Origin of the sequence: Porphyromonas sp., assembly GCF_030529325.1 — a bacterium.
Lineage (GTDB): Bacteria > Bacteroidota > Bacteroidia > Bacteroidales > Porphyromonadaceae > Porphyromonas_A.
On record NZ_JAUMXC010000004.1, the window covers coordinates 57980 to 71027 of the forward strand.

Annotated in this window: 13 protein-coding genes and 1 tRNA gene; 4 read left to right on the top strand and 10 right to left on the bottom strand. The window is 44.1% G+C overall.

What is annotated here, in order from left to right:
* The first annotated feature begins 535 nt into the window (after positions 1-535).
* The 4 genes from Q4A14_RS01440 to hisS all read left to right on the top strand — a co-directional run bounded on the left by Q4A14_RS01440 (position 536) and on the right by hisS (position 3321).
* Positions 536-606, top strand: a tRNA-Cys gene (locus Q4A14_RS01440).
* A 152-nt stretch (positions 607-758) separates the two neighbouring features.
* Entirely contained in the window at positions 759-1376 is a 618-nt protein-coding gene (locus Q4A14_RS01445) for a riboflavin synthase (protein WP_303169398.1), read from the top strand.
* 13 nt (positions 1377-1389) lie between these two features.
* Positions 1390-1935, top strand: coding sequence for a nitroreductase family protein (locus Q4A14_RS01450; protein WP_303169399.1), 546 nt, complete (start codon positions 1390-1392; stop codon positions 1933-1935).
* Positions 1936-1953: 18 nt separating this feature from the next.
* Entirely contained in the window at positions 1954-3321 is a 1368-nt protein-coding gene (hisS, locus tag Q4A14_RS01455; protein WP_303169400.1) for a histidine--tRNA ligase, read from the top strand.
* 89 nt (positions 3322-3410) lie between these two features.
* On the opposite strand, the gene galE is transcribed toward hisS, so the two are convergent.
* From galE to Q4A14_RS01505, 10 genes are all read right to left on the bottom strand, one after another.
* The gene (gene galE / locus Q4A14_RS01460) at positions 3411-4430 is read right to left on the bottom strand and encodes a UDP-glucose 4-epimerase GalE (protein WP_303169401.1); all 1020 of its coding nucleotides are present in this window, start codon (positions 4428-4430) and stop codon (positions 3411-3413) included.
* Between the two features lie 30 nt (positions 4431-4460).
* Entirely contained in the window at positions 4461-5033 is a 573-nt protein-coding gene (gene rsxA, locus Q4A14_RS01465) for an electron transport complex subunit RsxA (protein WP_303169402.1), read from the bottom strand.
* A 39-nt stretch (positions 5034-5072) separates the two neighbouring features.
* Positions 5073-5657, bottom strand: coding sequence for an RnfABCDGE type electron transport complex subunit E (locus Q4A14_RS01470; protein ID WP_303169403.1), 585 nt, complete (start codon positions 5655-5657; stop codon positions 5073-5075).
* A 24-nt stretch (positions 5658-5681) separates the two neighbouring features.
* Complete coding sequence (locus Q4A14_RS01475) at positions 5682-6272, bottom strand: RnfABCDGE type electron transport complex subunit G (protein WP_303169404.1); 591 nt, start codon at positions 6270-6272, stop codon at positions 5682-5684.
* A 9-nt stretch (positions 6273-6281) separates the two neighbouring features.
* A complete protein-coding gene (locus Q4A14_RS01480) occupies positions 6282-7268 on the bottom strand; it encodes an RnfABCDGE type electron transport complex subunit D (RefSeq protein WP_303169405.1) in 987 nt (328 codons plus the stop codon).
* Positions 7269-7289: 21 nt separating this feature from the next.
* Entirely contained in the window at positions 7290-8627 is a 1338-nt protein-coding gene (rsxC, locus tag Q4A14_RS01485; RefSeq protein ID WP_303169407.1) for an electron transport complex subunit RsxC, read from the bottom strand.
* 63 nt (positions 8628-8690) lie between these two features.
* Complete coding sequence (locus Q4A14_RS01490) at positions 8691-9593, bottom strand: Fe-S cluster domain-containing protein (RefSeq protein ID WP_303169409.1); 903 nt, start codon at positions 9591-9593, stop codon at positions 8691-8693.
* Positions 9594-9611: 18 nt separating this feature from the next.
* Positions 9612-10028, bottom strand: coding sequence for a SoxR reducing system RseC family protein (locus Q4A14_RS01495; RefSeq protein ID WP_303169411.1), 417 nt, complete (start codon positions 10026-10028; stop codon positions 9612-9614).
* A gap of 285 nt (positions 10029-10313) precedes the next feature.
* The gene (dnaA, locus tag Q4A14_RS01500) at positions 10314-11702 is read right to left on the bottom strand and encodes a chromosomal replication initiator protein DnaA (protein WP_303169413.1); all 1389 of its coding nucleotides are present in this window, start codon (positions 11700-11702) and stop codon (positions 10314-10316) included.
* A gap of 481 nt (positions 11703-12183) precedes the next feature.
* A complete protein-coding gene (locus Q4A14_RS01505; protein ID WP_303169414.1) occupies positions 12184-12804 on the bottom strand; it encodes a porin family protein in 621 nt (206 codons plus the stop codon).
* Positions 12805-13048: the final 244 nt, after the last annotated feature.

A 13048-nucleotide genomic window follows, 5' to 3' on the forward strand; every position in this document is an offset into this window, starting at 1 on the left:
ATAAAAACGACAGTTTCAAAAAACAATCCGATCTGATACACCAAGGTAGGCACATTGATTTATCAAGTTAGACAACTTAATTCGTCAAGGTAGGCACGTTGATTTATCAGGTTAGACAACTTAATTCATCAAGGTAGGCACGTTGATTTGGAGAGTTGTCTGACGTCTATGAAAATGAAGAGCAATCATAAAAAGAAAGGAGAGAAGTCTACAATAATCATAAGCTGAAAAATCCATTACCATCCATCATTAAGACCAAACACTGTAGCTAAAGAAGAAGTAAAAAGCAAACAACATCTAACAACTCTTAAAAAATATTTCATTCAAATATCTTGCTTCTATCATCACCACCATTTTGGTGCACCACCCTTAGGTTCAATCTATTATAGAGACATTGACACGAAAATCAGCGTACTCGATAGGAGTACAGATGAATCTGGAGACTATAAATAGTGGCACAAATGTTTGGAAATTTGAGATTTTTGTGCGAACTTTGCAGTGCAGTTGAGTAAGACTTGATGTTTGCATTTTGTTTGGTTCCTTGGCCGAGTGGTTAGGCACCGGTCTGCAAAACCGTTTACGGCGGTTCGAGTCCGCCAGGAACCTCCCCTCCCCCCGGAAGGCTTTGAGATATGAATTTCGTATGAAATCGGCTCAAAGCCTTCATTCTTTTTACTCCCCCCCGATACCCATTCTATGCGGGATATTCGTTAACTTTGAGGGTTAAGAAAATATCAACACATTAAATATATAAAAGTATGTTTTCCGGAATAGTAGAGAGTGCTGCCGTAGTACGTGCAATCAAGACCGAAGCGGGAAGTGACAATGTAGATCTTACACTACACTGTCCATTTGTCCACGAATTGAAGATCGACCAAAGCGTGGCTCACAATGGTGTGTGCCTCACAGTCGTACATATCTCCGAAGACAAAAGCGAGTATACCGTGACAGCTATCAAAGAGACTCTTGAGAGATCAAACCTCGGAGATCTGAAGGTGGGTGATCAGGTCAATCTCGAACGCAGCATGCCTGCCAATGGCCGCCTTGACGGACATATCGTCCAAGGACACGTAGACACAACAGGCGTCTGTACCAAGATAGAAGATGCTGATGGCAGCACATACTTCACTATCGAATACGATGTCGATGCAGAAATGGCTCGCAAAGGATATGTGACGGTCGAAAAAGGATCTGTCTGCATCAACGGTGTCAGCCTCACAGTATGCGACTCGACAAAAAATTCTTTCAGAGTGGCAATCATCCCTTACACATTGGCTCACACCAACTTTGGGACATTGACAGTCGGCAAGAGGGTCAATCTGGAGTTTGACATCGTAGGCAAATACCTTGCCCGGATGATGGACTTTGTGAAGTAAAAGTCGCCCACACATGAGTATCTACGACCTTATACGCAAAAGACAGAGCGATCGCAAGTATGATCCCGACCGAAAGGTATCGAGGGAAGTTATCGAGCGTATCATAGAGGCAGGGATGTTGGCGCCTTCGGCATGTAATTCCCAACCATGGAAATTTGTGGTTGTTGAGGAGGAAAGTACACGTCTCGAGGTTGCCCATGCCACGACTTCGGTAGCGACAGGTACGATGAACAAGTTTGTCGCATCAGCGCCTGTACTCATCGTCATTGTTGAGGAGTCAGTCAATATAGCATCTCGGATAGGAGGATGGTTGCTCAATCAACACTTTGCTCATCTTGACATCGGCATAGCTGCAGAGAACATGGTGCTTGCAGCTACAGAAGAAGGCTTGGGAAGCTGTATGATAGGCTGGTGCGATGAGAAAAGAGTACGAAAAGCACTTGACATCCCTCGAGGCAAAAGGATACCTCTCATCATCGCTCTCGGGTATTCGCTTGAAGGACCCAAGAAAAAAGTACGTAAACCTATCGACAAGGTCGTATCTTACAACAAATATTAAACCTGACACAAGAAAAGTATGGCACAAAAACCATCCATACCAAAAGGGACAAGAGACTTTTCGCCCGAAGAAATGGCGAAAAGAAACTATATATTCGATACCATTAAAGAAGTCTACAAATCATACGGATTCAGAGAGATAGAAACTCCGGCAATGGAAAATCTGTCTACATTGACAGGGAAGTACGGCGAAGAAGGGGACAAGCTGCTCTTCAGGATACTGAACTCAGGCGACAGCCTCAAGTCCTTTGATCGGAACGAGCTGCTCACTATCTCACCGACAGAATTTGCTGCAAGGGCTTGTGAGAGAGGTCTGCGCTATGACCTCACCGTGCCTTTCGCAAGATTCGTGGTACAACATAAAAATGAGCTGACATTTCCATTCAAAAGATACCAGATACAGCCGGTCTGGAGAGCTGACCGACCTCAAAAAGGCCGATACAGAGAGTTTTTCCAATGCGATGCGGATGTCATCGGATCGGATTCTCTACTCCATGAAGTGGAACTGACACAGATCATCGATAAAGTATTCGGTCGTCTGGGTATCCGTGTCTCGATCCTCATCAACAATAGAAAACTCCTCTCCGCCATAGGAGAAGTGATCGGAGCAGAGGACAAAATCGTAGACCTGACTGTGGCAATAGACAAGTTGGACAAAATAGGATGGGAAGGTGTACACCAGGAGCTACTCTCAAAGGGTATCACCGAGGAAGCCATAGACAAGCTAAAACCAATCCTTGAGTTCTCAGGCTCGAATATGGAAAAGCTTGACACCCTTGAACGTGTCTTGGCGGGATCGGAGATAGGCAAGAAGGGGATAGAGGAACTCAGGTACATCATGCGTAAGCTAAAACTCACACCTCTCCAAAATGAAGTCAAGCTGGATCTTTCTCTCGCAAGAGGACTCAACTACTATACCGGTGCGATCTTTGAGGTAAAAGCCCTCGATGTACAGATAGGAAGCATCACAGGGGGCGGACGCTACGATGACCTCACGGGAGTCTTTGGAGAAAAAGGCATGTCCGGTGTAGGTATATCGTTTGGGGCAGATCGTATATTCGATGTACTGAACACCCTTGACTTGTATCCGGAAGAGGCTAAGAGTGGTAGCAAACTTATGTTTGTAAACTTTGGAGAGCAAGAGGAAGAATACATACTCCCCCTACTCTACAAGATAAGAGAATCGGGGATGGCTGCTGAAATATATCCGGAGTCTGTAAAGATGAAAAAGCAGATGAACTATGCCGATCAACTCCACATCCCTTATGTGGCATTTGTGGGAGCTGACGAAATGGCTAACCAAACGGTAACGATAAAGGACATGAAGTCGGGTGAACAAACAAGCTACACGATAGATGCCATGCTTGACTTTTTACACACAAACTAAAGACATCACCCAAAGAATAAAACCGGGCGACCTAAATGCAAAGAATTAGGTCGCCCGGTTTTGTTACAAGTATTGAGTGTATTTGATATCTACATCAGTTTCTTCTGCCACTTCCAAGCACTTTTTAGAGTTTCTTCAAGAGTACTCTGAGCGTACCAGCCAAGGCGTTGATTGGCGCGCGTAGGATCTGCCCAAACAGACACGATATCTCCTTCTCGACGTGGAGCGATGGAATAAGGCACAGTCACACCGGTCGCTTTTTCAAACGTACGTATGAGTTCGAGCACACTTACCCCTCGACCTGTCCCGATGTTAAAGATTTCGAGAGATTCGGATTTGGGAGAAAGGACATGTTCGATGGCCTTTACGTGAGCTTTGGCGAGATCCACAACATGAATAAAATCTCTGATACACGAACCGTCAGGTGTATCATAGTCATTCCCGAATATTCTAAGCTCGGGATAGACACCTGCGGCTGCGCCCGTGAGATATGGGATGAGATTTTGTGGGATACCGAGAGGAAGCTCTCCGATATGTGCCGATGGATGCGCTCCGATAGGATTGAAATACCTGAGCAAAACGGCCTTGAATGGGGCTCCTGAGGCAATAGTATCTCGGATAATCTCTTCGTTGATCTGCTTGGTATTACCGTAAGGAGATATGGCCGGAAGGATGGGATCTTCTTCTGTCACAGGGAGACGTTCAGGCTCTCCATAGACTGTACATGATGATGAAAACACAAAGCCTTTTATCTGCTTAAACTCATCAAGTAGCTGAAGCAGATTGAGCATTGGTACAATATTGTTGCGATAGTAAAGGAGAGGGTTTTCGACCGACTCCCCGACAACCTTACTTGCAGCAAAGTGTATGATTCCCTTGATACCGGGATGAGACTTGAAGAGACCTCGCAGAGCTTCTTTATCATTACAATCCAACTCGTAAAAAACAGGAATGCTTCCCGTGATCTTTTCGATCCCGGAAAGCACATCCTTATTCGAGTTTGATAGATTGTCTACCGAAATGACTTCGTAGCCTGCCAGCTGCAACTCAACAGTGGTATGAGATCCGATATAACCGGTACCACCCGTGACTAAAATTTGCGGCTTCATAGCATAGACTTTTATACCATCTCTCAACCATTAAACCAAACCGGAGAAGCCCATAAATGACATCGCCAATATACCTGCAGTAATAAGAGCAATAGGTGTGCCGGCAAGAGATTTGGGGACCTTTGTCATCGCGAGCTGTTCGCGGATAACAGCAAAGATAATCAGTGCAAGCGCATATCCGACAGCGGTAGAGAGAGCATAGATGATAGATGATGCGAGGTTATAATCCTTCTGAATAACAAGGATAGCCACCCCAAGGATACAACAGTTGGTCGTGATAAGTGGCAAGAAAACCCCCAATGCCTGATAAAGAGCGGGAGAAACTTTCTTGAGCACGATTTCAACCATCTGAACGAGAGATGCAATGACGAGGATATAGGAGATCGTCTGCATGAATGAAAGTCCGTATGGATCAAGAACAAACTTCTGAATAGCGAAAGTCACCAATGTTGCCAGCGTAAGGACGAATGCCACAGCTGCACTCATACCTACAGCGGTACTGAGTTTCTTAGAGACACCAAGAAATGGACAAATCCCCAAGAACTGAGAGAAAACAACGTTGTTGACAAATATTGCGGATATAAATATAACTAAGTATTCCATAATAAAAATGCAATGGGTCTAATTGTCAAATCCAAGTACTTAAGCCTTACGGAGCTTGTTCATAATACCGATAAGATAACCGAGTACGATGAATGCACCGGGAGCAAGGATGAAAATAAGCGCTCCGTATTCTTCGGGAATAAGACTCATATCAAAAGCCTTACCTGTTCCCAAAAACTCTCGCACAAGACCAAGGATGGTCAGTGCCAAAGTAAAACCGAGCCCCATCCCTATACCGTCAAGAGCAGAGTTGAAAAGATTGTTCTTCGCAGCAAAAGACTCTGCTCGACCAAGAACAATACAGTTCACCACAATAAGTGGGATGAAGAGACCCAAAGAGGCATACAAAGAGGGTAGATAGGCCTCCATACAGATCTGGATTACCGTAACAAATGTCGCAATAACGACAATGTATGCAGGAATACGGACCTTGTCCGGAATAAGGTTCTTGATCAAAGAGATCACCATATTGGAGCAAAGCAACACAAAAGTAGTCGCCATCCCCATGCTAAAACCATTTATTGCCGATGATGTAGTACCGAGTGTCGGACACATCCCCAAAAGAAGGATCAACACCGGATTTTCAGCAATGATACCATTGGTTATGATCTTTAGTTTATTCATAGCGGGTTACTTTTATTTTTTGTGTTATTGCAACTGATTCAAAGACTCTTTATAAGCGTCTTGTGCCTTATTCACTGCATCCAAAAATGCACGACTGGAAATCGTGGCAGCAGTGATAGCATCGATAGATCCACCATCTTTAGTGACTTTGAGATGCCCACCGTTGATATCATATCCGATAATAGACTGTTTGCCCTTATCAGTCTTGAACCAGTGAAACATCTTATCTCCGAGTCCTGGAGTCTCCACCATCTGTAAGACAGAGTAATTTACAACTTTTCCTTCGGTATCAATACCTACCAATACCTTGACGTCTCCACCAAAACCATTATGGGAAACACTCTCGATGGCAGCACCAACAAGAGTCCCCGCCTTCTTTGCAGGGTAGACGATAAGATCGTCCTCCGCTACTTTTATCACGAGCTTCTCATCAAGGGGTTTATTATCAAACTCCGGTGTAACCTCACCGATGGCAGTCTCAAGAGCTTTGATCTTTGACGCAGCAATAGTCTCCTTTGTACTGTCATTGACAAAAGATAATACCGCAGCAGCCATTAAACATATCCCCGTGAGCGATAGCAACATGTTGGGGAGTGTTGAACTTAACTTTTTCATAAGGCAATATTACTTTTTGTCTCCGAAGAGTTTTGGTTTCATATAGAGGTTGATTAGTGGAGTAAAGGCGTTCATAATCAAGATCGCAAATGACATACCTTCGGGATACGCTCCAAAGAGACGGATCAACATGGTGATAAGACCGATCAAAAAGCCATACAACAACATACCGCTCTTACTCATCGGAGATGTCACATAGTCAGTAGCCATAAAAATTGCACCCAAGAGCATACCTCCACTGAGAAGGTGTACCAAGGGATTCGCATAAATTTCAGGATTGATCAAGTGCATTGTCCCTCCAAAAAGAATCACAGCTGCAAAAATCGCAATGGGGATATGCCATGTGATGATACGTCTGATAAGGAGAAAAGCAAAGCCGATAAGCAGCGCTATTGCGCTGACTTCACCAAGCGACCCCCCAATCTGACCGAAGAACATTTCTCCCATAGAAGACAATTGATCCATCGATGCACCGGGAGCGTTCTTCACAATTCCCTTCAACACACCGAGAGGAGTCGCCCCGGTCTCAACATCGGTATAGTGAGCGAGCTGACCTGGGGTTGGCCATGAAGTCATCTGAGCAGGGAAAGAAATAAGGAGTAGCACACGACCAAGGATTGCAGGGTTGAAAACGTTGTTTCCAAGTCCTCCGAAAGACATCTTACCAATCCCGATAGCTGCGACAGCACCTATCAAGACAATCCAAAATGGCAAATTACTTGGCAAGTTTAGGGCTAAAAGCACACCGGTCAAAGCTGCAGAACCATCAAGGATTGTGAGTTCATCGCTCTTGAGTAGAAACTTTACAATCAGGTACTCGACAGCCATACAACCCAAGACTGACGTGAGAGTGATAACTATTGCACCTAACCCAAAGAAGTAAAATGAAGCCAAAAGAGCCGGCAAAAGCGCAATAAGGACTCCATACATGTTTTTCTCTACCGAGTCCCCACTATGGATATGGGGAGAAGGAGATACTATAAATTTAGTAGCCATATTATGATATAATTATTTTGACTATTTAGTGTTTCGAGCTCTAATGATACCCATGACGGTCTGCTTACCCATGCGAATGTAGTCGAGGAGAGGTCTATTGGAAGGGCAGGTAAAGCTACAAGAGCCACACTCGATACAATCAACAATATGTTCCTTCTCAGCCACATCCCAGTTGGAGAAGACAACGTCCCTCATAAGGAAAGCCGGATTGAGTCCCATAGGACAAGCCCCCACACACTTAGCACAGCGGATACATGCACGCATAGGCTTACGTTTCGTGTCCTCCTTACGTAGCATAAGTACTCCACTCGTTCCCTTTGTAACAGGAGCATCCTCAGTTGTGAGAGCTTTACCCATCATAGGGCCACCGCTTATGAGCTTAGCTGTACTTTCAGGCAATCCACCGGCAGCCTCTATCAAAGTGTTTATGGGAGTCCCCACACGAGCAAGAAAATTAGACGCATTAGTAACGTCCTTACCTGTGACGGTAACAACACGTTCCACCAAAGGCTTATTCTTCTGCACCGCTTCATATATTGCAAGCGCAGTCCCCACGTTCTGGACTATTGCTCCCACGGAGATAGGCAGAGCCCCACTCTTCACCATGCGCTTGATCACAGCATCTATGAGCTGTTTTTCTCCTCCTTGAGGATATTTGACCTTTAGGGGGACAATCTCTATCCCCTTAAACTTCTTTGCAAGTTCTGTAAGGTGCTCGATTGCATCTTTTTTATTGTTCTCTATACCTATTGCAGCACGGTGTACCTGAGCAGCCTTCATCAAGATAGAGACCCCGATAAGGACTTCCTCTCCTCTCTCAAGCATTACACGGTGGTCTGCAGTAAGATAAGGCTCACACTCCACTCCGTTGATAATGATAATTTCAGGCTTCGCATCCTTTGGTGGAAGGAGCTTGACATTGGTAGGAAACGTTGCACCACCAAGCCCCACAATACCACACTCTGCTATACGTGCCACGATATCTTGAGGTGCAAGGGCACACTCTCTTACGATCTCAGGGCTACGATCAATGGATTCTTCCCAAGTATCCGTCTCATCACTGTTGATAACGATAGCGGTTTTTCTGTATCCGGAAGCATCGACGATATCATCGATCTTAAAGACTTTACCGGACACTGAAGAGTGAATATTAGCAGACACAAAACCTCCGGCCTTTGCCACAAGCGTTCCGACCTTGACATCATCCCCCTTCTTGACAAGAACCGTCGCGGGAGCTCCGATGTGTTGGCTGACAAGGATAGACACCTGCTTGGGTAACGGAAGTACCTCTATGCTCTTCGCTGCCGAAATTTTATTTTCAGGGGGATGGACCCCGCCTATTCTGAATGTCTTCAACATAGTAGTATAATAATGTCTTTGACTATAAATCCTATTAAACCAAAAGAAATGCTTTTTGACCCATCAGGCCATAGGTTGTGCTGTTCCTTGAGAAGGAGGAGCAACCACAGGTCCCGCAGGTTTTTCCGTCACTTCCGCATCTGCGGGCTTCTCTTTACGTGGAGGGAACCCGATTTCATGGATTGCATTAGTAGGACATACTGCAACACACTTACGACAGAGCCTACATTTTGTATGGTCGATATACGAAAGGTTATTTTCGATAGTGATAGCCTCAAAATTACACTCCTTGAGACACTTTGAGCACCCGATACAAGCATTCTTACAAGCCTTCATAGCTAACCCTCCTTTGTCTTTATTGACGCAAGAGACAAAGACGCGTCGCCCTTTAGGTCCTTTCTTGCGAAGTTCGATGATAAACTTGGGGCAAGCCTTGACACAAGCTCCACAGGCAGTACATTTATCCTCATCAACCTCAGGGAGTTTTGTCTCCGGATTGATGTGTATAGCATCGAAGTTACATACAACACAACAGTCTCCTAGTCCATGGCAACCAAAGGTGCAGCCGGTCTCCCCTCCATAAAGAGAAGTTGAGATCTTACAAGATGTCGCTCCATCATACATATTTGTACGAGGACGATCTTGGCAGTTACCATTACAACGAACTACTGCCACTAATGGGTCTGCAGCTGATGCCTCACGCCCAAGGATGCTGGCGACACGAGACATTGTTTCGTTGCCCCCGACAGGACAAAATAACCCATCGAGACTCTCGGAGGCAACGCAAGCAGAGGCAAATCCTCCACAGCCCGGATATCCACAGCCTCCACAGTTAGCGCCAGGTAGAGCTTCTTGTACTTGCCCGATACGAGGATCTTCCTCCACATGGAATTTCTTCGCGACGGTAAACAACAACATTGCACCTACTGCGCCTACAACAGAAAGAAATAAAATTGTAAATAACATAGGATGTAATTGTATATATCAAATATCGTTTTGTATTCGTTCGACTTTGATTTGAAATGTCTTCGTGAATCGCTTCTTAAGCAACGATAGCATTAGATAATAAATAGCCATAGCTAGCAAAAGGTATAAGGTCATCTGACCCTCACTCATATCAAGATAAGACATTATAGAGACACCTAAAACTATAATCGACAAAGGAATAACAAAAGCAAACACAACCGCCATCAAACCCTTTGAGTCCGAAAAAAGAATGCGTACCTTATCACCTTCTACAAGTCCATCAGGATAATTGGTCACTGTCAAAAGCTCTTCTTTTGCATCGCCGGAGTGACATACCCCTTTGGCATGACACCCACTACATGCAGACGAACGAACCATGTGCACGATGACATGATCGTTCGCGATTTTAGTGACAATACCTTCCTTGCAGTCCATAGAAGTCTTCGACAGTTATGTCCCTCTTTATGGTTATTTATTTGGTTTATTCGGAGACAAATGTACCTATTTTCAGGGAAATTAACCCCTATTTCATGAGATTTTTAGCCATTAAAACAGTAAATCTTTCTTTTTTTCTTCATTTTATCCACCACCCCTATAAAAGCACACCACAAATATAAAAACCCGACACTCTTCAGAGAAAAAAGTGCCGGACAATAAATTTTGAAAGTTATATTTCAGCTGAAAGTTCTTGGAAGCGAAAGACGAATCAAGAGGAAACTATCAGAGATTCAACAACTGACAGATATCTATAACTTGTTGTCTGACGACATTAGAAGTATCCATGATATCTTTTACCGTGCGAGTTGCATACAAGACTGTTGTATGATCTCGACGCCCAAGCTCACGACCTATCGCAACAAGCGAAGCATCTGTGTGCTCCTTTGATATATACATACAGATCTGCCTCGCGAGGACAATCTCTCTCTTACGGCTACGCCCCTTGACATCATCCATCGCAATATCATAGTACGAGCAGACCGTCTTGATGACATCCGAGACAGAGAGTGACCTTTCCTCTATGCCGACGGTCTGAGCCATTACCTTGCGAGCAAGATTGATATCGATGGGTTTCTTGCTAAAGATCGAGTGTGCCATGAGAGAAGTAAGAGTACCCTCTATATCTCTCACATTGTTATCTGCATGCTTGACGATAAACTTGAATACATCCTCAGGAAGATTCACATCACATTCATACATCTTAGCCTCCAGGATTTGCTTGCGGAGACCTGCATCAGGACGTTCAAGCTCTGCTGTGAGTCCCCATTTCATTCGAGTATAGAGCCTGTCCTCAAGTCCCTTGAGGTCAACAGGAGGGCGGTCAGAGGTGATCACAATCTGCTTCCCAAGCATCTTTAGGTTGTTAAATATCTGGAAAAATGCATTTTGTGTACTCACAGCATCATGCAACTCCTGAATATCATCTATGAGGAGAAGATCGATATTTTGGTAATAATGGACAAACTCCTCCGGCTTCTTACGTCTCACCGCAGCCTCAACATATTGCATCTTGAAGATCTGGGCAGGCACATAGACCGCTCGAAGAGAAGGGTTAAGCCTTACAAGCTCATTACCTATCGCATGAAGGATATGAGTCTTACCAACTCCGGAAGCTCCGTGTATAAACAACGGATTGAAAGGATTGTTACCCGGACTCTCGATAATACTTCTGGCAGCAGTGTATACCATACGGTTACAGATACTGTGATAGAAGTTATCGAGGCGCATTTTCTCATTGAGGTTGCTACGGAATGTATTCTTCTGAACCCTCTGGGCCTGACTTATCGCAGGGGCATAGCTATCCTTTGATGAATGCGCATTTTGGCAAAGGTTGTTGGTAGCGTCAGTCAAGATCTGATAGTTGAGACCCACTCCTCCACCAAAACTACTCTTGAGACTTTCTCTCAAGATATCTATATAGTCCTTTTCAAGACGTTCATAGTAAAAAGCAGAAGGCACACGTACAGTGAGCACATTACCCGTAAAACTCACAGGAACAAGGGGCTCAAACCACATATTAAAGTCATGCTGCGATCCCAGACGTCTATTAACATCTGTCATGAACGCATGCCAAGCCTCGTGGAGTTGTATGTTAGTATTATTGTGTGTCATCTGACCGCTTTATATGTCTTGATAAAACATCCGAAATCTTACCCATCTCGGCCGCGTTTTATAGAACCGGAATACAAAGATTATAAATCATCATGAATAAAAAAAATGCCTTTTTCCTTGTATTTCTCAATCTCCCTACAAAACAAACACTTACACATAAACAGCTAATAAACAAGACATTAAACCAGGACAAACGAGATAACCATTTGCACATCAGACATTTTAGCAACCTGAAACAAACAGGTTAATAATAGTTAATTTAATATTTTACTTTAGACGCATATCTTAAGCATAATCATTATTATCCGTCCCATGCCTCTGAGACGCTGTAAATAAAGGACAAAAGGTCCTCTCCCAAGTCCAGAAATCAAAAAATAGCATCCTCCTGATGCAGTCACCACAGCAATAAAAATACCACCCGACAATGCTTTTATTTTGCATTGTCGGGCGGTGCTAAATTTTCGATCTGTATCTGCTTGGCTTAGAATAAGAATGCCAATGATACACTGAAAGTCTTATCCTTTGTCTTTCGGAAATCGTCTGCCGCAGACAAAACACCCTTATACTCATAATCTCGAGCAAGAGCTGCCGAATATTGAGCCGATATCTGCAGATGCTTTATGAGTTCGACACCAAGGCCTACATTGATACCCATACCAATCTTATTTGCCTCGAGACTCTTCAATTTATCGAAACTCTTAGCCATCTCATCCACATTACTGCTGAGCCTGTAAGAAAAGTATGGACCGGCTTGTGCATAGAAACGAACTGCAGCAAGATCCAAGAACCATAGTTTGGCATACAACGGCAAGTCTACGTGATTACTCTTGAGGACATCCGAAGCCTTACCATCATCAAACAAACTACCACGTTGAGAGAAAAGCAAATCCACCTCAAAGGAAAGGGGCAATACCGGAAGCTGAAACTCTGCTATAAGTCCGGCATGAAACGAGGTCATCTCTCGGCTGTCTACTTCTACGCCTTTGAGAGGCACCTGACTAAAGTTCCCTCCTACCTTCGCTCCAAATCTGAGTTGTGCATAAGCTGTAGTACTTAGAGATAGAGACACAATCATCAATAACAAGGTAAAAATCTTCTTCATAACATTTCGAGTTTTGAATTAAACCATTTACAACTATACCTTCGGACTCCCATTCATAAGATCGCCATCTAAAAAATAAGAAGTCTAAAATTAGGTATGATGTCCTCTCCCCCAGGTAGAAAACGAACATCCCTATAGCGCAAATATAGAAAAACCCTCAGAACTACGGCGTAAAAATCAAGTTTTTGGCAGGGTAACCGCATCAAATCTTTAGTATCTTTTTGAGATAGTCTATATTCAGAGC

Bases quoted from the DNA above. Each gene is read 5' to 3' on its own strand.
- Q4A14_RS01480 (WP_303169405.1), bottom strand. From the start codon at position 7,268: ATGGCTACTAAATTTATAGTATCTCCTTCTCCCCATATCCATAGTGGG.
- Q4A14_RS01505 (WP_303169414.1), bottom strand. From the start codon at position 12,804: ATGAAGAAGATTTTTACCTTGTTATTGATGATTGTGTCTCTATCTCTA.
- galE (WP_303169401.1), bottom strand. From the start codon at position 4,430: ATGAAGCCGCAAATTTTAGTCACGGGTGGTACCGGTTATATCGGATCT.
- hisS (WP_303169400.1), top strand. From the start codon at position 1,954: ATGGCACAAAAACCATCCATACCAAAAGGGACAAGAGACTTTTCGCCC.
- Q4A14_RS01445 (WP_303169398.1), top strand. From the start codon at position 759: ATGTTTTCCGGAATAGTAGAGAGTGCTGCCGTAGTACGTGCAATCAAG.
- Q4A14_RS01450 (WP_303169399.1), top strand. From the start codon at position 1,390: ATGAGTATCTACGACCTTATACGCAAAAGACAGAGCGATCGCAAGTAT.
- Q4A14_RS01470 (WP_303169403.1), bottom strand. From the start codon at position 5,657: ATGAATAAACTAAAGATCATAACCAATGGTATCATTGCTGAAAATCCG.
- Q4A14_RS01490 (WP_303169409.1), bottom strand. From the start codon at position 9,593: ATGTTATTTACAATTTTATTTCTTTCTGTTGTAGGCGCAGTAGGTGCA.
- dnaA (WP_303169413.1), bottom strand. From the start codon at position 11,702: ATGACACACAATAATACTAACATACAACTCCACGAGGCTTGGCATGCG.
- rsxC (WP_303169407.1), bottom strand. From the start codon at position 8,627: ATGTTGAAGACATTCAGAATAGGCGGGGTCCATCCCCCTGAAAATAAA.
- rsxA (WP_303169402.1), bottom strand. From the start codon at position 5,033: ATGGAATACTTAGTTATATTTATATCCGCAATATTTGTCAACAACGTT.
- Q4A14_RS01475 (WP_303169404.1), bottom strand. From the start codon at position 6,272: ATGAAAAAGTTAAGTTCAACACTCCCCAACATGTTGCTATCGCTCACG.
- Q4A14_RS01495 (WP_303169411.1), bottom strand. From the start codon at position 10,028: ATGGACTGCAAGGAAGGTATTGTCACTAAAATCGCGAACGATCATGTC.